The organism is Methanosarcina sp. MTP4 (assembly GCF_000970045.1).
GTDB lineage: Archaea > Halobacteriota > Methanosarcinia > Methanosarcinales > Methanosarcinaceae > MTP4.
In genome coordinates, this window is sequence record NZ_CP009505.1 from 3,169,173 (window position 1) to 3,188,323 (window position 19,151).

The 19,151-nt window shown below is 49.3% G+C and carries 15 protein-coding genes; 6 read left to right on the forward strand and 9 right to left on the reverse strand.

What is annotated here, in order from left to right; translation table 11 throughout:
* Window positions 1–97 precede the first annotated feature (97 nt).
* The 5 genes from MSMTP_RS13160 (at window position 98) to MSMTP_RS13180 (ending at window position 7,829) form a co-directional block, all read left to right on the forward strand.
* Window positions 98–1,879 (forward strand): chloride channel protein, encoded by a 1,782-nt coding sequence (locus MSMTP_RS13160; RefSeq protein ID WP_048180262.1) that lies wholly within the window; start codon window positions 98–100, stop codon window positions 1,877–1,879.
* 164 nt (window positions 1,880–2,043) lie between these two features.
* Complete coding sequence (locus tag MSMTP_RS13165; protein ID WP_048180265.1) at window positions 2,044–5,595, forward strand: HEAT repeat domain-containing protein; 3,552 nt, start codon at window positions 2,044–2,046, stop codon at window positions 5,593–5,595.
* Window positions 5,596–5,664: 69 nt separating this feature from the next.
* The gene (gene mtaA / locus MSMTP_RS13170) at window positions 5,665–6,702 is read left to right on the forward strand and encodes a methylcobamide:CoM methyltransferase MtaA (protein WP_048180267.1); all 1,038 of its coding nucleotides are present in this window, start codon (window positions 5,665–5,667) and stop codon (window positions 6,700–6,702) included.
* Entirely contained in the window at window positions 6,699–6,884 is a 186-nt protein-coding gene (locus tag MSMTP_RS13175) for a hypothetical protein (protein ID WP_048180269.1), read from the forward strand. The genes mtaA and MSMTP_RS13175 overlap by 4 nt, the downstream gene beginning before the upstream one ends.
* Window positions 6,885–7,829, forward strand: a complete 945-nt coding sequence (locus tag MSMTP_RS13180; RefSeq protein ID WP_197076087.1) for a class I SAM-dependent methyltransferase — start codon at window positions 6,885–6,887, stop codon at window positions 7,827–7,829.
* Between the two features lie 297 nt (window positions 7,830–8,126).
* Here MSMTP_RS13180 and MSMTP_RS13185 read toward each other — a convergent pair whose 3' ends face one another.
* The 5 genes from MSMTP_RS13185 to glpX all read right to left on the reverse strand — a co-directional run bounded on the left by MSMTP_RS13185 (window position 8,127) and on the right by glpX (window position 12,911).
* On the reverse strand, window positions 8,127–8,372 hold the full coding sequence (locus MSMTP_RS13185) for a vWA domain-containing protein (protein ID WP_082090622.1): 246 nt from the start codon (window positions 8,370–8,372) through the stop codon (window positions 8,127–8,129).
* Between the two features lie 457 nt (window positions 8,373–8,829).
* Window positions 8,830–9,198: a cupin domain-containing protein gene (locus tag MSMTP_RS13190; RefSeq protein ID WP_048180275.1), complete on the reverse strand. Its 369-nt coding sequence runs from the start codon at window positions 9,196–9,198 to the stop codon at window positions 8,830–8,832.
* Window positions 9,199–9,296: 98 nt separating this feature from the next.
* A complete protein-coding gene (locus MSMTP_RS13195; RefSeq protein WP_231582781.1) occupies window positions 9,297–9,971 on the reverse strand; it encodes a hypothetical protein in 675 nt (224 codons plus the stop codon).
* A 312-nt stretch (window positions 9,972–10,283) separates the two neighbouring features.
* On the reverse strand, window positions 10,284–11,588 hold the full coding sequence (locus MSMTP_RS13200) for a tRNA (N(6)-L-threonylcarbamoyladenosine(37)-C(2))-methylthiotransferase (RefSeq protein ID WP_048180278.1): 1,305 nt from the start codon (window positions 11,586–11,588) through the stop codon (window positions 10,284–10,286).
* A gap of 234 nt (window positions 11,589–11,822) precedes the next feature.
* Window positions 11,823–12,911: a class II fructose-bisphosphatase gene (gene glpX / locus MSMTP_RS13205; RefSeq protein WP_048180281.1), complete on the reverse strand. Its 1,089-nt coding sequence runs from the start codon at window positions 12,909–12,911 to the stop codon at window positions 11,823–11,825.
* 351 nt (window positions 12,912–13,262) lie between these two features.
* Between glpX and MSMTP_RS13210 the strand changes: the two genes are divergently transcribed.
* Window positions 13,263–14,042, forward strand: coding sequence for a type 1 glutamine amidotransferase (locus MSMTP_RS13210; RefSeq protein WP_048180283.1), 780 nt, complete (start codon window positions 13,263–13,265; stop codon window positions 14,040–14,042).
* A 55-nt stretch (window positions 14,043–14,097) separates the two neighbouring features.
* On the opposite strand, the gene cgi121 is transcribed toward MSMTP_RS13210, so the two are convergent.
* The 4 genes from cgi121 to MSMTP_RS13230 form a co-directional block, all read right to left on the reverse strand.
* Window positions 14,098–14,622 carry a KEOPS complex subunit Cgi121 gene (gene cgi121 / locus MSMTP_RS13215; RefSeq protein WP_048183585.1) on the reverse strand — a complete coding sequence of 175 codons (525 nt, stop codon included), beginning with the start codon at window positions 14,620–14,622 and terminating at the stop codon, window positions 14,098–14,100.
* Window positions 14,623–15,238: 616 nt separating this feature from the next.
* Window positions 15,239–16,057, reverse strand: coding sequence for a cytochrome B (locus tag MSMTP_RS13220; RefSeq protein ID WP_369799600.1), 819 nt, complete (start codon window positions 16,055–16,057; stop codon window positions 15,239–15,241).
* A 16-nt stretch (window positions 16,058–16,073) separates the two neighbouring features.
* The gene (locus MSMTP_RS13225) at window positions 16,074–17,861 is read right to left on the reverse strand and encodes a nickel-dependent hydrogenase large subunit (protein WP_048180286.1); all 1,788 of its coding nucleotides are present in this window, start codon (window positions 17,859–17,861) and stop codon (window positions 16,074–16,076) included.
* Entirely contained in the window at window positions 17,862–19,115 is a 1,254-nt protein-coding gene (locus MSMTP_RS13230) for a hydrogenase small subunit (protein WP_048180289.1), read from the reverse strand.
* Window positions 19,116–19,151: the final 36 nt, after the last annotated feature.

A 19,151-nucleotide genomic window follows, 5' to 3' on the forward strand; every position in this document is an offset into this window, starting at 1 on the left:
CAGAATTAAGCCCTGGAAACCCTGATATTATTTTTCCTGAAAAACGAGCTTACCGAGAAAAGAGCGAAGCATAAAAGTCCTAAAGAGGCGCACGTATTTGGAAGACGGTCCGGAGTCCAAGTTCAGGTTCCATAATGTATCGGAATACCATAAACTAACAGAGCACATAGCCCAGCGCTTCGACACGGAATCCACCAGGGTAAATTCTTTTGCCATCGTGATCGGCATCCTGACAGGGCTTGTAATCGGACTGTACGACCGCGCTCTCCGATACAGCAGTATCTTTTTTGGGATTTCGGAAGACCTCCCGACTCATGACTACACAAATTACGGGATTATCCTGGTGCCTGCGGTAGGAGGCCTGATCGTAGGGCTGATATCTCATTTCATGATCAAACAACATTATGGCGTAGAAGGCCTGATCGAGACCGTTACCCTCCGGGGAGCCAAGATCAAGCCCCTATACGCCTTTCTGGAAGTATTCACCTCTATAATCACAATCGGTTCCGGGGGGTCCCTCGGAAAGGAGGCCCCGGGTATACTGGCAGGCTCAGGGATCGGGGCACTGGTAGGAAGGCTGGCAAAAAGTTCGGAAAGGCAGCTTCGGATCCTGCTTGGCTGCGGGGCTTCCGGAGGGATTGCAGCTGCATTCAATGCCCCCCTTGCAGGCGTTGTCTTCGTTGTAGAAGTAATTTACGGGGAACTTGAAACAAAAACCTTCATTCCTATCGTGATTTCCTCAGTCTTCGCTACCCTGATCTCCAGCACCGTTTTCGGGATAAAACCGATCCAGATCTCCCACTATGAGCTTGTGAACCCCTACCAGGAACTTATTTTATACCTGGTGCTCGGCCTGCTTGCGGGAATTGTCGCTACCGTCCTGATCCGGACTCTCTATTTTACGAAGGAGATATTTGGGAAAATGCCCCTTCACCCCGCTTTCAAACCCGCCTTTGGGGGGCTTGGCGTGGGCATCATAGGCTTTTTTTACCCGGAGGTTTTCGGGCTTGGTTATTCGGTTATCACCGCAGCCCTTGAAAACCAGTTTACCCTGGACCTCCTTCTCATTCTGCTGGTCCTGAAAATCCTTGCATTTTCCCTGACAATGGGCTCCGGCGGGTCGGGAGGTTCCATCGTCCCGTCCCTGTTCAGCGGGGCAATGCTCGGAGGCGCTTTCGGGACTGCTGCAAACATGCTCTTCCCCGGAATCCCAGCCGAACCGGGAGCCTATGCCCTTGTAGGCATGGCCGCAGTCTTTGCCGGAACGGCGAGGGCTCCCCTTACCGCCATCCTGATCCTTTTCGAAATCACCCGGGACTACAACATGATCCTCCCGCTTATGTTTGCCTGCGTACTCAGCAACGTGATGTCCAATGCGCTGCACCCCGAGTCCATCTTCACGGAAGAACTCCGCAAAAAAGGCTTCAAGATCCGCAAAGGCAGGGAAATCGACATCATGGTCTCCATGCTGGTGAAGGATGCGATGGTCAAGCACGTCCAGACTGTTTCCGAAGACAAGAACGTGGGTACCCTGATCGCCCTCATGCAGGCCAGCCGCCACGCAGGTTTCCCAGTCCTGGATTCCAGAGGCAAACTCGCCGGGATCGTGACCCTCTCGGACCTCCGCAGCAAGGTTGAGTACGGGGAACTCGAAAAGAAGATAGGGGATATCTCCAGCCGGGAAGTGGAAGTTGCCTACCCCGACGAAACCCTTGACGTCGTCCTCAAACGCCTGGCAGTCCGGGAAATAGGCAGGCTTCCCGTTGTTGACCGCGAAGACAAAAGCAAACTCATTGGCCTCATCACCCGCAGCGACGTAGTAAATTCCTACAACAAGAAAGTCGTCGAAAAGGTCCGGGACACGAACGAAAGGCAGTAAAACTCAAAGGTCCGGGACGCGAAAGAAAAGCAGTACCACAAAGTCAGGGTATGAAAGGTCCGGAATATAGGCCAAAAGCGGTAAACTAAAAAAGGTATCCGGATAAAAAGAGGTTAATGCAAAGGGCGAGTTGTGGCGACTCTTTGTAAAATAGTGGGTGCCTTATGTCTCTAAAAGAGAATGTTCCGGGTGGAGAGCTGGAGAAGTACCTGAAGGGCTTAATCTTAGATGACGGTACGAATGAAACGGGGAAGTATTATACGTCACATTCGGTCAGGGAAATATTTCCAATCCACCGCCGTCTTTTTGAAGAAAACGTATGCCTGACCCATGAATTCAATATCCCTCAAATCATAGAAAAAGAAAAAAACCTGATCATTTATGGAGAAGCAGGTTCGGGAAAGACGATAACCCTTAAATGGCTGGGGACCTCCTATGCCAGGAGCTGCCTTGAGAAAAGGGAAAGATTCGTCCCTATTTACGTAGCCCTTGATTCCTATATAAAAAGCTCTTTTTACGATTACGTAAGGACGACAGCAAAACAAAAAGGAATATCAGAACCCTGTTTTAAGAAACTGCTTGAAGGAAAAGCCCTGCTGCTTTTCGACGGGCTTGACCTGCTTACACCTTCCGAGAATTTTGATCCGTTTGAGGAAATTTCCGATTTCATCTCCGAGTACGAAGACTGCAAATACGTAATTGCTTCAAGGCCCGGAGATTTTGCCAGCATAAAAACTACGTTTGGGGCTTTCAAACTTGAAAAGCTGACAGATGAAAATATCCAGGAATTCATAGAAAAACACATAGAGGACAAGGAACAGGCAAAAACCCTGGCAACCAGGACCCTGAAAGAAGCCCGATCAAAGCCATTTATCCGAAATCCCCTGATGCTTTACCTCTGGCTTAAAATTGCAACAGCTAAGAAAGGGACGGTTCAGAAAGGAGTCCCTTCCAGCCGGGCTGAAATTTACCGGATTTTCATTTCAGAACTCTTCGGAGATTGGAAAAAAAGAGAAAATTCTCTGAACTCTGGAAATATGCACTCCGGCATATGCCCCGGAAGAAAAAGTAATGAAAGGACGGAATTTGAAAAAGCCGAACCTGAAAGTATAGAATTTGAAAGGACAGGATCTGAAAGTATAGAATTTGAAAGGACAGGATCTGAAAGTATAGAATTTGAAAGGACAGAAATTGAAAATGTTCTTACGGACCTGGCTTTCAAGCTCCAGTGTGAGAATAAAGTTTCATGCGACCACCTTTATGCCCTTGATGTAGCGGAGAAATATGCAAAAGCCGGGGTCTCCGGCAGGGCTGGGGCCAGAGAGCTGATTCAGGCCTGTACTGAGATGGGGCTCCTTTCCAGAAAAAATTCCGGGATAAAAATCGGAATTAACCGGGCTTTTCAGGAATATTTTGCAGCTTTAAAGCTGAAAACGTATTTTGGAAACGGAAAGGACATCTCGGAAGCATTCAGGCACCCGGGATGGGAAAACGTTGTCGTATTAGCTTCAGAAATGCTTGAATCTGCCGATGAACTGGTAGATTCCATAATTTTAAGCGGGGATTTATGGCTTGCCTCAAAATGCGCCGGGAAAGCCGGACCCGAAACAAAGGAAAAGGTATGCTCATTGCTTGCCGGGAAACTTGACAGCCCATTTACAGTGGAAAAAATAAAGGTCATCCAGAGCCTTGAAAACCTTGGAAGCTGCGGGATTGACGCGGCTGCCGGGGCACTTCATGATGAAGAGACCCTTGTGCGAAGGGAAGCGGTGAGGGTACTGGGGGAGACAAAATCAGAAGCAGCCCTTCCCCCGCTCACGGGTGCCCTTGGAGACGAGGACTATTCGGTTCGACGGGAAGCAGTAAGGGCTCTGGGAATAATAGGGTCCGAGAGAGCTGTCGAACTGCTCAGGAACGCATTTGAGGATGAAAACCGGGCTGTCCGCCTGGCAGCTACTGAAGCCCTGGCGCAGGTCGAATCCGAAAGAGCCTTCGAAATCCTTGTCAGCGCACTTACGTCGGACGATGATTTCGTTCGGCTGGGGGCTGTGGGAGCCCTTGGGCGGGCAAAAGCCGGAAAAGCCGCAGACTCCCTTATAAAGGCATTTCAAGAAGGGGACAATTTTGTGCGGCTTGGAGCTGCCGAGGCCCTGGGCCGGATGAAATCCGAAAAAGCTATCGAAATCCTCATAGAAGCCCTGAAAGACGAAGACAAGTTAGTGCGGTGGATCGCGGCAAAAGCCCTGGGGGAAATAGAATCCGAAGGAACTCACGAGCTCCTGATAGGAGCCCTCGTGGATGAAAATCACTGCGTCCGGAGAGAAGCGGCAAAAGCACTCGGGATGATAAGCCCGGAATCCGAAAAAGCCCTTGATTCCCTTATCTCGGCGCTCACCGATGAAGCTGAGTCCGTAAGGAAGGAAGCCTCTGAAGCCCTGGGACAGATAGGAGCCGAAAAAGCTGTTGAACCCCTGATAAGCTTACTCTCGGATGAGGACCAGTCAGTCCGAATGGAAGCCGCAAGGGCTCTTGGAATGATAGAATGCGGAAAAGCCGTTGACCCGCTTCTTCTCGCCCTGGGAGATGAAAGCCGTTTCGTCCGGAAGGGAGCCGCAAAGTCCCTCGGGAAGCTGGAATTCGAAAAAACCATCGAACCCCTGATTTGCACCTTTGAATCCGGGGACAATTTTGTGAAGCGGGAAGTAGTAAAAATCCTGGCCCGGATAGAATTAGCCGGGATAACGGATGGGACATCAGAAGTAATGTTTGAAGAGAGATCAGAAGAAAAAAGGACAGAAGAGAAAACAGAAGAAAAGAGGACACAGAATGGGAATCACATATCGAAGGAGATATCGCACCGGATCCTGGATACTCTGATTAATGCCCTTAAAGACGAGGATGAATTTGTGCGCAGGGAGGCAGCAAAAGCCCTCGGGAATATATCTGAATACGAATCTGAAAATGTCTCCGAAACCAAAGCCGAAAACGAATACGAAACCGAATACGAAACCGAAGCTGAAAAATTCCTTCAGCCTCTTATTAATGCCCTTAAAGACGAAGATGAAGAGGTCCGGAGGCTTGCATCCGAAACCCTGGGCAACCTGGACTCCGAAAAAGCTCTTTACCCCCTGATAGATGCCCTTCAGTCCGAAGACGGAATGGTCCGAAGGCTTGCAGCCGAGGCTCTTGGCCGAATAAAGTCCGAAAAAGCCCTCCAGCCCCTGATAGAACTCACCCTTGGCGACAACGTCGATTTTGTACGGGGAGAAGCTGCAAGAGCCCTTGGAAAAATAAAGTCAGAAAAGGCCATCAAACCCCTCATTACCGCACTCACGGATGAAAATAACGGGGGCCGCTGGGGAGCCGCCGAAGCCCTCGGAAGGTTGAAGGCAGAAAATGCAATCGATTCTCTCATCAATGCCCTTTATGATTATGATGATTTTACAAGGCTGGCGGCTGCAAGAGCCCTTGGAAGAATGAAACCGAAAAAAGCAATTGAACCCCTCCTTGACGTGCTTTATGACTGGAACCGCTTTGTAAAAGCAGAAGCTGCCAGCGCCCTCAGCGAGATCTGCACGAAGGACGATGAAGCCCTGTTGAAAGATTTACTTGTATCGGAAGACAAATTTACGGCAAACCTTGCTTTTGAGATCCTGGAAGGAATTGAAACAAGGGAAAAAACAAAAGCCAGATTGTTCCAGCAAATGAGTGAATAAACATTGGAAATTCATTGAAAAGAAGTTGAAAAAAAGTTGAAAAAAAGTTGAAAAAAAGGAGCCAGAAAAATGGAAACGAATCTCAGGAAAAACTTTCTCAACGCCCTTCAGGGAAAAACTGTCGACAGGGTACCCGCCCTCTCAGTCACCCAGACCGGAACCGTCGAACTGATGGACCTGACCGGAGCCTCCTGGCCTGAAGCCCATTCAGACCCGGAAAAGATGGCAGCACTTGCCCTTGCAGGCCACGAGATCGCAGGGCTCGAAGCCGTACGCTACCCCTACTGCCTGACCGTGCTTGCCGAAGCCATGGGCTGCGAAATCCGTATGGGCACAAAAGGCATCCAGCCCTCAGTCCTTTCCCACCCCTTCTCGAAAAGCCCGGAAGGCCTTGAAGTCCCCGAAGACCTGCTCGAAAGGGGAAGAATCCCTGCCCTTCTGGAGGCAACCGAAATTCTGAGAGCCCGGACCGGAGGAGAAGCAGGAAAAGAAGAGGTTCCCCTGATAGCAGGCATGGAAGGCCCTTCAACCGTGTTTTCCCATATTGCGGGAATAAACGATTACCTTGTATGGTTCATGAAAAAACCCGATTACGTTGCCCGGTTCATGGAGGTCTGCACGGATATCTGTATCGAGTATGCAAATGCCCTTTTTGAGCAGGGGGCGGACGTACTTTGCGTACCCGACGGGGGGCTTGTGGCCACGGACCTGATGCCACCGAAGTCCCTGGACCTTTTGAAACCCAGCTTCACGCGCCTTTGCGAAGAAACCCGGGGGCCTGTAATCCTCCACATCTGCGGAGACGTTGAAAGGTCCCTCCATTCCCTCTCAGAATGCGGCTTCGACGCCATCAGCATCGAAGAAAAAGTCAGCATAAAAGCCGCAAAAGCCGCAATAGAAGACCGGGCAAGGTTAATCGGAAACATCGCCCCCTCCAGCACCCTCCTCTTCGGGACCCCCGACGATGTGAAAGCGGAAGCAAAACAGTGCCTCTCGGACGGCGTGGACATCCTCGCCCCTGGATGCGGAATAGCCCCTATGACCCCACTTGCGAATATGCGGGCGATTGTAGAAGCAAGGGACGAGTGGTATGAAGAGAAGGAGTGAAAGAAAAAGGTGGAAGCCGGAAGCCCGAAAAACTTCTGTATTCCATCGGTCTGATGAACAGGGCAACCGTAATGCCTTATCCAGTCGTTATTTCACGCTCGCTTGCGAGCGGCCTTTCCCATAAAAAAGGCAAAGACGCATATACACGAGTAAAAGCGCCACCTTCGAAGTTCAAAAAGTGAATGGAAAAAACAGGGTTCAGCCATCAAAAGCACAGCAATAAACAGGGCAACCTTACTAGCCGCCTCCCGTCGTTTTGTCCCCTTGCTGGCGAGCGGCATTTCCCGCAAAAGATAGAAAGAATTAACTTAGATGGTTTCAGTAAGGAGGTTAATCAGGAAGAGCTGAATCAGATTCGTATAAGGCGAATATTTGAAGTTTACGCCGGTCATTTAAGCTCCCATGAAATTATATTTTTTTCGAGGTGCCAAATGAAAAACACAAACGAAGAAAGCTTACAGGCATGGGAAGCAAACGCTGACTATTGGGACAGCAAAATGGGCGATAACTCCAACTATTTTCATTGTCATCTTGTGCGTCCAAATACCGAAAAATTGCTGGATATTAAATACGGAGATTTTGTTTTAGATATTGCCTGTGGAAACGGCAACTTTTCGCAAAGACTTGCCAAAAACGGAGCTATAGTTGTTGCGTTTGATTACAGCACCAAATTGATTGAACACGCAAAAAAGCGCAGATCAGATGTTTTGGATAAGGTGGAGTTTTGTGTTTGCGATGCTACCGATTATAACCAGCTTCTTAAGTTGAAAAGAAAAACGCCGTTTAACAAAGCGGTATCCAATATGGCAATCATGGACATTTCAGATATCGAGCCATTGTTCAAAGCCGTATATGATATGTTATCCGATGACGGCATTTTCGTGTTCTCTACTCATCACCCGTGTTTTACGCATCCAGAAGGAAAATATCTTACTCCGTGCTTACATAAGGGCGAAGCTTTAAGAGGACAACCGCTTTTACAGAATTATTACCACAGGTCATTGCAAAAGATCTTAAACCTTGCATTTAACAGGGGTTTTGTGCTTGATAAATTTTTTGAAGTTGCAGATGATGATGCGGAAATGCCAATATTAATGACCGTTCGTTTGATAAAGTTACAAAAATAAGCTAATGTTTGGACCAGTAAACCGGGCAAGCTTCCCAAATAATTGAAAAGTTGCAAATACAAACTTTACCTACAAACCGATAGATGCGCGAACTACTCCTCCCTGCCAGCCAAATGCTGTCGAGAAAGGAGCTTCCGGGTTCATTTCATTCCCTTTTGAGAACAGATCCCCAGGCTCATCTCAGAAGTTCCGTATCCTCATGCGAATATGCCAGCGCACAGCAGCAAAGAATTTTCAGCTCCTTTTCACCGGAATTCCTGATCTAGTTGTGGAAATACTGGCCGCCTGTGGATTCGGCTATGGTGGTGAGCAGAGAGGTGCCACATCGCTGCCGAGGCCGATGGTGTAGACGGTGATGTTGTTGGCGATTGCCTGCTGGGTATAGTAATCGCTGTAGGAACCCTGGCCGTCGGTAAGCAGGATTATCATCCAGACGCTTTCGGAATCCCCGGAATTGATCAGGTGGCTGTTTGCGGTACTCATGCTGGCGCCGATGTTCGTTCCGCCTGAGGCATCGAGGCTGTTGATGGAAAAAAACAGGATTCAGCCAGCAAAAGCACACCAAGAAAAATGGCAACCAGATGCACTTCATGCCTCTAATAAATAAACAGGGTAACCGGAATGCCTTATCCCGTCGTTATTTCACGCTCGCTTGCGAGCGGCATTTCCCATAAAAAAGGCAAAGACAAAAGAAGTAAGAAAAAACATCATCAGTGGCATTCCAAAATAGGATAAAACACTTTGACAGCATCGAAATGTCCAGGTTCTGCATTTTGCTCAAATTACTAGAAAATGGCGTTTATATGAAGTCAACGTCTTTTATTTCTATTTAAAATTCGGGAAAAGCCGGTCAGCAAGCTGACCGGTGAGAACGCTGGTACCTGAAAGCAATCAGAAACAAAAGTAATTATGTCAATTGAAATCAGCCGAAAAACGCAATTCTGGAAAAACATATGCAGAAATCACAACGTGAGTCCATATAATAAGGATTCTTTACAAATTACGATCCCAGCAGTTCCGTATCCTCATGCGAATAAGCCGGCGCACAGCAGCAGAGAATCTTCAGCTCCTTTTCACATGTATTCCTGATCCTGTGTGGGGTCCCTAGCGGGATGCAGATTGTGCCCCCTACCTCGACTTCGAATTCTTCCGAACCGAGGGTTATTATCCCGCTGCCTTCGGTGATATGATAGATTTCTTCAGCCACCGTATGTTTGTGAAGCAGGGTTTCCCCTCCGACAGGCACCGTGGCTTCGGCGATACTCTGTTTTGAGTTGCCGTGGACAGCAGGGTGCATGAGTTCGCGGATGATTGAGTTGTCTTTCGTGGTGTAGGCTTCGACTTTTTCGTATTCGGTTTTTAGCGGCATTCGGAATTACTGAAAATTGGTAACTATATAGCTATTTTCCTTTTCAAAGAGAGGGAAAAGGGGAAAAGAAAAGGGAAAAAAAGGAGAAAAAGAGAGGGTCAAAGAGGGGACTGCAAGAAATCCTCCTGCAAAAAATCTGAGAGTAGCAGGGGGCAGTCCGGGATCTGCTCGGCGTCCAGCATAAGCAAATTAAGGTAGTAAGGCCCCCCACCTGTAATTTCTATAGGGGTTGGATCGACGAATTCAAGGATGTCGCCAGGGTTTTCGATATAAGAACTCTCTAGATCAGGGTTATTCAGGTCGTCTTCGCAGGGGAGGCCTATAGCGTAGATTGTGGAATCCAGAAGGTCTTCGGTGCCTGCATCCAGAATGAGTCCGAAAAAGGAATACTCTCCATGGGGAAGATCGAGCATGTAATCAGTGCTCATATCAAGCTCGGAGAGTAAAAGGTTCTGGGTGCTTTCTCCGTACACCATCAAAAGCAGCACTTTATCATTACTGCTATCTTCGGAAAGGAGTTCCTGGACCGGGTCAGGCAGGAAAAGGCTCCCGAAAACGAACTCAAACTCATCGTAAGGAGAAGCTGTAAAATCGTTTCTTACGTACAACAGGCCGTCCTCGTTCGAAAGCGAATAACTCAAATTACCCTGAAGGTCGATTATCGGATGCTTTCTTGCAGAAGCATCCCTCCAGAACTTATTGAGAGCTTTGTCTGCTATCCGTGTCAACATGTGTATACATTGCCCGATACTGATACCAATATTTTCCAGCACTAAAAACCCCCCCATGCTGTGAGCAATTTACCTTATGTCACGAGTTTTGCCTCATCCTTTTTTCAGTGATCTCATGCCGTAAGTCTTCCGCCTCATACAGTGAGTCATTTTTCAGTCAAAGGAAGAACGGGCACAAAAACCCATTTATCAAAAAAGGTAACATGGCATTATTTATCAAATAATATATAAATTGTATCATATAAATGTATAGCCCATGAAAAAAAGAAATTCAATAATTTAGAATGCCAGATAACAAAAGGTACAGGTGATAAAAGGTACAGGTGAAAAGAAATAAAATGACTGCTTGCACCTTCACCTGATCAGTTTCCCCAGGAAATACCCCGGGGTCGCGTCCGTGATCTCCACCTCAGCGTACTGTCCGGGTTTAAGGTCCGAGCCGCTGATAACCACGGGCCTGTACGAGTCCGTGCGGGCGAGAACGTCCCCGATACTCGTGTATTTCGAGACAAAAACCCTGCCTTTCCAGCCAAGCATTTCCTTTTTGGACTCGAGCTTGATCTGCTCGCAGACTTTGTGAAGGGTATGGGAACGCTGCACGGAAATCCTGGAATCAAGGTTCCGGAAAGAGAAAGCTTTCGTGTGGGGGCGGGGGGAATAACGGGAAATATTGACTTTTTCGGGGCAGTATTTTTCCACCCAGGTTACGGTTTCCTTGAAGTCCTCGTCACTTTCGTCACAGAAACCAACGATGATGTCGGTGAAAAGGGAAAGGTCTTCGAAACGGTCCCGGAATTTCGTGATGATGATGTCCACGTTTTCCATCCTGTGCAGGCGGTTCATGCGCTTGAGCACGGAGTGAGAAGCGGACTGAATTGGGATGTGGAGAAGTTTGAAGATTTTGTCGGAATCAAAGGCGTCCACCAGGTCGTCGAGGATCGGGAGGACGGAAAAAGGGTTCATCATGCCTACCCTGACCTTGAAGTCGCCGGGGATTTCCGAGATCAACCGGAGGAGTTCGGGAAGCTTGAACCCGGTGTCCATGCCGTACTGGCTGTCGTCCTGGGAGGTGAGCCAGACTTCCCGGCAGCCTTCGGCAACGGCTGCGCGGATATCTTCGACTATGGCTTCCGGCGGGAAGGACCGGAGCTTTCCCCGGGCATGCCGGACTATGCAGTAAGAACAGGCAAAATTACAGCCCTGGGAGATCTGGCAGATGTGTATGTTCGGGTTGGAACGTTTGTGGGGAACGCTCAAAAAGCCGACAGGATCGGGGGTCCTGATTTCAAGCCTCTCTGCCGGGATTCCTGTCTTTTTCCTTGATTCAAGGGTAGAGAGCAGGTCGCCAAGGCGGGAAACCGCGTTTATCCCCAGGATGTGGGCCTCGGGGTTGACGTGCAGAATGTCTTCTAACTGGACCTCGGGCATGCAGCCGGAAACGATGACTTCCATGCCCTGCTCGCCCATGGTCCTGATTTTATAGAGGATCTTCTGCTCGGTGGTGTACTTGACCGTACAGGAATTGCAGATATAGACCTCTGCCTCATCAGCCGACCCTGACTCCAGCAGCTCATGCCCAAGCCTCTCCACAGTTGCCTTCATGATCTCGGCCGAAGCCAGGCTTGCAGAACAGCCAAAACTTTCAAGAAATACCTTCATATTTTAACTCGGAATTTTTTGTTCTGCCTTCGTTTTTCTGGTTATTAACCTTTTGCCAGATTATTAACCTTTTTTCGGATTCTTTAGAAAATCCAAGAATTGAAAGCAAAGTAAAAGTGGAGCGAAAATTGAGAAAAAACGGGAAAAAAATGGGAAAACGCAGATGAATTCCTTTGAATAACAAGTAAAAACAAGATCGGAAAATTGAAAATAGGAAAAATGAAAAAAAAGGAATTACAGGTAGAGCGGAGTCTCCTGCTTGTCCTTTATGTAGATACTGTCGGTGAACTTGACAACTCCGGAAGCGCCCATGGAAATCGTGTGCACCCTGGCATCCCCGCCGCCGAAGAGGTTGACTTCACGCAGGAAGTGGCCGGGAGTGACGGCTGTTGCGGAAAAGATAACGTCTTTGCCAGGGACCAGCTTATCCGTGTCCAGGATTTCGTTAAGGCTTTCGAGGGTTATGCCCATCTTCTCAAGCCTTGGGAGCTTTTCTTCAATTTCCTCATCGATCTTTTCTTTGGCTTTGCCGTTTGCAACCGTGGGCAGGACAAGCCTTCCAAGGATCTTTCCGCCCAGGACCTTGATTGCGGCTGCCGTGAGCACGGCTTCACCCGAGCCGCCTGCGCCCATGACAACGTGGATACCCGAGCCGCGGACTGCGGTTGCAACCCCGGGCATCAGGTCTCCGTCCGAAACAAGCTTCACCCTGGCTCCGGCTTCCCGGAGCTCCGTGATCTTCTGGGCGTGCCGGGGACGGTCAAGGATTACGACCACGAGCTCGTCGATGCTCCTCCCGAGAGCTTTTGCAACGATCTCAAGGTTGTGGCTGACAGGGGCGTCCAGATCGATATTTTCACCGGGATGCTCTTTTTCATAATTTACCACATCAGGCCCTACAACGATTTTGTCTATGTAGATATCCGGGCCATGGAAAATCCCGCCCCTTTCTGCCATTGCCATGACAGCAACGGAACCCGGAGCCCCGTCCGCAGTAAGGTTAGTCCCTTCCAGGGGGTCGACGGCAATGTCCACTTCGAGATTTCCCTTGCCTGTCCCCAATTCTTCCCCTATGTAGAGCATGGGGGCTTCGTCCCTTTCTCCTTCCCCTATCTTGATCATGCCCTTCATGTCAAGCTTGTTCAGCATCCTCCGCATGGATGCGACCGCCACCTGGTCGGCAAAATGCTTGTCTCCGCGCCCCATCTGGTAGGCTGCGGCAATGGCAGCGGCTTCCGTCACCTGGACGAGCCTCGGCAGTAACTCACACTCAATAGGGCCAGCACACTCAATCATTTCTTCTACAGTTTTCGGATGAGGCATGATAATCGTCTCTATTTTCCTGCTTCCTGCTAATAAATTCGTATTCTAAAGTAGAATTAATTTTTGGTGATCAAAAACTCTTTTTATACGGATGTTCTTTGCCTTTTTATGTGATCTGTTGACACGATAGTATATTAATGAATCTGTTGCCCGGAAAGAAAACATAGAACAAACTGAAACAGCAAAGAAAAATTTATAAATATATTAATTAATCTTTGGGAAACAACCCACCCACCAATTCATTCCCATACAATTCATTCCCATACAATTCATTCCCATACAATTCATTCTCATACAATTCATTCTCATACAATTCATTCCCACTCAATTCATCCCCAAGGTGGAAAAACGATGAAAATTCACTGCCTCCAGCACATTGAAACCGAGACACTTGGAAACATTACAACCTGGATAGAAGAAAAAAACCATGAGCTCACTAAAACCCTGCTTTACGAAGAAGGGCACACATTCCCGGACCCCGGAGATATCGACCTGCTTCTGATAATGGGCGGCACCATGAGTGTTTACCAGGAAGAAGAACATCCCTGGTTAAGGCCAGAAAAGGATTTTGTCAGGAAAACAATCGAAGCAGGCAAACCCATACTGGGGAGCTGTTTCGGCGCTCAGATGCTTGCGGAAGTCCTGGGCGGGAAAGTCAGTAGAAACCGGTTCAAGGAAATCGGCTGGCACAGGGTCAGATCCACTGTGAACGAAAAAGGAAATGAACATTTTACTGAAGACTGCCCTCCTATTTCAGAGCTTCCTGCAGACATGCCCCCGAAATTTACCGCCTTCATGTGGCATGGAGATACTTTTGAAATCCCGGCAGGAGCAGCCAGGCTCTTCGAAAGCGAGGCCTGCCCGAACCAGGGCTTCATCTACAGTGGGAATGTGCTTGGCCTGCAGTTCCATCCGGAAGCTGACGAGCAGTGGATAAAAAACCTGATCGAAGATTCAGGACACGAGATCGTGGAAGGAAAATACATCCGGACTGAAGAGGAGATGCTCGGACAGGAGGAATTCCTTGAAGGCTCCAGGGCCCTGGCTTTTGCAGTGATGGACTGGTTCGAGAAAAAGAGTGTAAAATCCAACGCCGGGAAAACCCCGGGAATAAAAGCCCTCACAGAATAAAACCGGGTAAAATAGAAAGGGAAAAATAAGCAAGGGAAAAAATCCGCTTAAGAATTCATTTCAACAGGTCTGCCAGGGCCACCCTTTCAAGCACAAGCTCAGGGATTTTATCTTCCCCGGCGGCTTCGATTTCCGCGTCCGTAATCCCGAACAGGGCAAGGACCCCTTCCCTTTTGGCATCGGAGTAGGCGAGCATTTCGGAACACGGCTTTTCATCGATTATCTTCTGAATTTCAGAAAAAGCCAAAAGCAAGTTTTCCCTTTTCCCGAGCAGCACGAATGCAGCTCTGTTTTTTCCTTCATGCAGCCCAATTGCAAAACTCTTTTCGATCTGCCTTTCCCCGGCTGCATAACGCATGATCTCGACTCCCGGGTCCTTTGCCACATTAGTTCCCGCAGCCACTGCCCGAAGAGCCTTTCCGACCGCAAAATGAAGATGCCTCTCCCCTGCAAGCAATTCCGCATTCAGGCCCTGGATGATAACCCCATGGGCAGAGGAGACGGTGTTCATTGTTTTCAGGAATTCCCGAAGGGAAGGGATCTGCACTGTCCCGCAGATGACCTGGATTTCCTTTTGCATTTCCATACTTCTGCCAATAGCCCGGGCTTACAATAAGGATTTCGGTAGGGAAATACTCAGGATAAAAAAGAACACCCTCGTTTTTTAGAAAGGGTGATGAAACACTAAACATTTGAGAGCAACCTCAACCACTTTCAGACCGAGTGCCACCAGCAAAAGAAGAATCAACAGGTTGAGGATGATCTGGCCGATTTTGGTACGAAACCCTGCCAGTTCATACATCTATATACCCATATATAATTACGTGGTGAGAAGTATATAACCGTTTGGAAATTTTCATACATTTCCAATTAATTCTATGGGAAAAAATATTAAAAATGCAATAAATTTAGTTAATTTTCGAACATTTTTATGGAACAGGGAAAGCAAAAAGAGAATTAGCAGGAGACTGCCGGGCTTAATCCGGATAGGCTCTTTGCCAGCTCCCGACATACAACTTATAACAAATTATATGCAACATCTGAGTATCATGCAGTAATTAATTCATCCTTATTTCTCGTTGAACTCTGATTTATCGTTGAACTCTGATTTATCGTTGAGCCCTTTATTTCTCGTTGAGTTCTTATTTCTCGTTGAGTTCTTATTTCTCGTTGAGCTCTTATTTCTCGTTGAACTCTCACTTCTTATTGATCACTTCAACAAAATTCCTGTCCGAAAGGTCCTCTTTCCCTGACCAGAAGATTGACTTATAGTACTTCCAGACTTTGGGATCGAGTTCAAGGATTCCCACATGGATCACGAATTCAAACAGGAACCAGTAGGTTGCGACCAGGTGCCCGATACGGATCAGGCCCAGAGCCGAAACGTCCAGGTAAGGGGCAAAGATCCCGGCAATCGAGATGATCCACTGAGCTATAGGAAGCCCGAGGAGGGACCAGTTAAGGTTGTAGAGAACGATTCCCGTGGCGGCGATTAGAAGAATTGCAGAGCTTTCGAAGAGGATCAGGAGCTTGAGCAGCGGGTGAAGTTTCGTAACGTAATGTTCCTCCTGAGCATCATAAACCGTAAATGCCGGATACTCCCCTTTGCCGAAAAAATTGAGTATGATGCCTTTCAGGCGTTCGGCATCCTCGGGCCCGAAGATGTAACTTTCGATAAAATGGCTCAACCTGTCGTTCAGGGCGCAGACCTCTCCCCTGCACGAAAAAACATTGTAAGGAACAAGGATCCAGTTCGCTGCCAGGAAGAAAGGAACTGCAATCATATGCAGCCCGCGGGCTTTATCGAAATCCATGAAGTCCCAGCCTAGATAAATCTTAAGCCCGGTAACAACGAGGACCAGCATGGAAAGCAGGTGAATCAGGTGTGTGACCCGTTCCATCCGCGTATAACGTTCTACAACCAGGCTTTCCCCGGGACTTCCGGGATCGGGATTTCCGGAACTACCGGAATTTCCAGCACTAACGGATTTTTCGTCCATATTTCTCCCCACCATATTTCGACCTCCCCGGTCAGATCACCCTGACCCTCTCTTTCTCCTTTCCGGTAAGGTCAATGGTATGGATGGCACAGGCGAGGCAGGGATCAAAGGAACGAGCCGTATGGAAAATGCCGACAGGGTTGGTATAATCCACACCCAGGGCGTTTTCGGCGGCCGAAATCCTGTTCCCCAGGAGGGCCTGTTCCACGGGACCGGGGACGCCTGCAGTGTTGCGCGGGGCCAGGTTCCAGGTACTCGGAACCACAGCCTGGTAGAGCGTTACCCTGGAGTCCGGGCCGGTTGCAACCCAGTGGCCCAGGGCACCCCTGGGCGCTTCCCAGAGCCCCATGCCTTCGGAGTCCTTTGCCATAGACAGGTCGGTGGGCACGGCAAACTTACCGCCGGGGTCAAGGTCTACGGTCACCCATTTAAGGAGTTCGGATGCAACAACCAGGAGCTCCTGTGCCCGGGCAAGCATACGGATATAGGTGTTGATAGCAGGGTAGCCGTTTTCCCTGAACAGCTGCGCAAGTCCGATGATGAGCGGGTCTTCCATGATGAGCATGCGGGAAAGGGGCCCGAGTTCACAGGGCATCCCATCGTAATTAGGTGCTTTTATCCAGGAATAGCGACTTTCCGTACCCCTGGAGTAATCAATTTCATCAGGTTCGGGCTCAGGTTCGGTGACTCCTTCCCAGGGGAACCTGTCGGCTTCGGAGTCAACATAAAAGGAATGGGCTATGCTTTCGGAAATTTTCCTGTGGTCGAACTTATGCAGCTTGAGGTTCCCGTCCATGTAACCTGAAGAAATGACCCTGGAACCCGGAGGGCTGGTAGGGTCATAGCCGTCCCCGTCCTCGGGCTTGAAGAAAACCCCGTAGGAGAGATAGCCAATCGTATCAGGGTTGCTGTAGCCCCCTGTCCGGTCAAGTTTCATGCTTGCGGGTAGCCCCAGAACTTCCTCCCCTATCAGTTCGGAGCCGAAAGCAGCAAGAAGAGGCACGTCCCCCCAGCCTGCGGCATGGGAAAAGTCTTTCGAGACCAGGGAGGCGGCAGTAAGTTCTTGCAGGCGCTCAACCACAAAGTTTACGGCTTTTTGGGGGGAACTCGCAAACCTGGTGTTTTCGATCCAGGTCTCGGGGGAAACGCCCAGGGCAAAATTCTCAACAAAATCCATTACCTGCCAGTAGTAAGAGGCAAGCTGTCCGATGTCCGCAAGGGTGGGCCCGTAGGTCACTCCCCCCACATGCGCCAGGACAGAATGGGGCATCTTTGCCCCGAGAAGAGAGATAGCTTCGTGCAGCCGCCGCTTTTCCCGGATAGCAGCCGCATAACTGACCCCGACAGGGATATCAACGCCATTTAGCCTGTAGCTAATCGGGGCAAACCTCCGAAGCAGCTCGTCCCAGACGGCTTTACCCGTATCCCCAAAGTTTCCAAACAAATCCCTGTAGGCCGGATTTGCAAGGTCTGTTCCCCAGAGCACGTAGATGTGAGTCGTGTTGCTGGCAATCGTGTTCAAGCCCTGGTGGATATTGCGTACCACAAGGGCATCCTTGGGAACGGCGTCCTCCACTCCGAAGAGCTGGTCAAGGGCATTTGTCGCTGCAAGGGAGTGGGAAGTCGGGCAGACCCCGCAGATCCTCTGGGTAAGAAGGGCAGCATCCCGGGGGTCCTGGTGCTGGAGGAAACGTTCAAACCCCCTGAGCATAAGCCCCATGCTCTGGGCTTCCGTAATCACCCCTTCCTCGTTGACCTGGGTGTCGATCCTGTAATGCCCTTCAATCCGGGTAAGCTGATCAACCGTAACTTTGACCATTTACTGATCCTCTCCTTCATCTTTGCCCGCTTTTCTACCTGGAACTTCCTCCGGTTCTTTGCCCGGCGCTTGCTCCGGCTCTTTACCTGGAGCTTCCTCGGTCTCTTTTCCTTCAGTCACGGCGACTCTCCGGATAGCATGGGCTCCTACCGCAAGCATGGAAGCCCCGATAGCCACTTTCGCAACGGTATCAATATTTGTGCCTGCAATCCCCACGTCCTCAATTTCCTGGAAAAAGGGGCGTGAACTATCAGGGAAACCCGGAGATACACAGGAGATACACGGGGACCCTGACTGAGGGCAGAGGCTGTGGTAGCCATTCCAGCGGCGTATGGCACAGTCCGCATGGGTATATGGAGCCTTGCACCCGAGTTTCCAGAGACATTTCTCCCCGCCTACGACGGTATCAAACTCTCCTTTGTCGTAGAACCCCCTTCTAGGGCAGTTATCGTGGATGACATAATCAGGAGGGAAAAAGACTTTCGGACGCAGCCATTCATCCAGAACCTCAGGGAGGTCGTCGGGAACTTTGATCTTCCCCAGCACCACCGCTCCCAGGGTCAGGAGCATCCAGTCCGGGTGAGGAGGACAACCGTTGATATTAATAACGGGCTTTTCGATTCCCAGTTCCTGCAGCATTCCTTTCTCCCCGTCTTCCATGGTAAAAGCAACCCCGCGGAAGTCCATAAGGTCCTTGATCTCACTGTCCGCCGAGTTAACCCCCCCGTTCGTTGCACACTGCCCTACTGCCACGATTAAAGAAGCATTTTCAGCAGCCTCCCGGAAAATATCCTTATAGGTCTTGCCCCCCAGAATCATGTACTTGCCCGTGCCTTTCGGGCCATTGGCAATAGCCCCTTCCACAACCAGGATATAACCTTCCTCTTCAATAACTTCTTCAAAAAGAATTTCAGAATTAAGTTCGGAAGTATTTGCCATCTCCCCGTCCACGTAAATCCCCTGCTGCCCGAGCAGGAGCTCGTGATATTCAAGTCGGATGTTCAGGCGGTCAAAAGCCTGCAAAACATCAGGCTCACCTCCATTTAACAGGGACTCGGAACAACCCGTACACTCCCCACCGTGGATCCAGACAATCCTGGTTTCCGCGAATTCCAGGGCTTTAACAATATCGCTTCGATAAGTTTGCAAAAACAGAGACGCTCCCAGAGCCCCTAAGGCTTTCAGGAACGTTCGTCGCCCCATCTTCATAAAATCAAGATTCTTGAATCGGTCAGGAGAGATTCCTCTACCCATACAACACCTCCACCAGAGTAGAATATTATTACATAA

Excerpts from the sequence above, each read along its gene's own strand:
- MSMTP_RS13165 (WP_048180265.1), top strand. The coding sequence starts at position 2,044 with ATGTCTCTAAAAGAGAATGTTCCGGGTGGAGAGCTGGAGAAGTACCTG.
- mtaA (WP_048180267.1), top strand. The coding sequence starts at position 5,665 with ATGGAAACGAATCTCAGGAAAAACTTTCTCAACGCCCTTCAGGGAAAA.
- MSMTP_RS13180 (WP_197076087.1), top strand. The coding sequence starts at position 6,885 with ATGGAAAAAACAGGGTTCAGCCATCAAAAGCACAGCAATAAACAGGGC.
- MSMTP_RS13190 (WP_048180275.1), bottom strand. The coding sequence starts at position 9,198 with ATGCCGCTAAAAACCGAATACGAAAAAGTCGAAGCCTACACCACGAAA.
- MSMTP_RS13200 (WP_048180278.1), bottom strand. The coding sequence starts at position 11,588 with ATGAAGGTATTTCTTGAAAGTTTTGGCTGTTCTGCAAGCCTGGCTTCG.
- glpX (WP_048180281.1), bottom strand. The coding sequence starts at position 12,911 with ATGCCTCATCCGAAAACTGTAGAAGAAATGATTGAGTGTGCTGGCCCT.
- MSMTP_RS13210 (WP_048180283.1), top strand. The coding sequence starts at position 13,263 with ATGAAAATTCACTGCCTCCAGCACATTGAAACCGAGACACTTGGAAAC.
- cgi121 (WP_048183585.1), bottom strand. The coding sequence starts at position 14,622 with ATGCAAAAGGAAATCCAGGTCATCTGCGGGACAGTGCAGATCCCTTCC.
- MSMTP_RS13220 (WP_369799600.1), bottom strand. The coding sequence starts at position 16,057 with ATGGTGGGGAGAAATATGGACGAAAAATCCGTTAGTGCTGGAAATTCC.
- MSMTP_RS13225 (WP_048180286.1), bottom strand. The coding sequence starts at position 17,861 with ATGGTCAAAGTTACGGTTGATCAGCTTACCCGGATTGAAGGGCATTAC.
- MSMTP_RS13230 (WP_048180289.1), bottom strand. The coding sequence starts at position 19,115 with ATGGGTAGAGGAATCTCTCCTGACCGATTCAAGAATCTTGATTTTATG.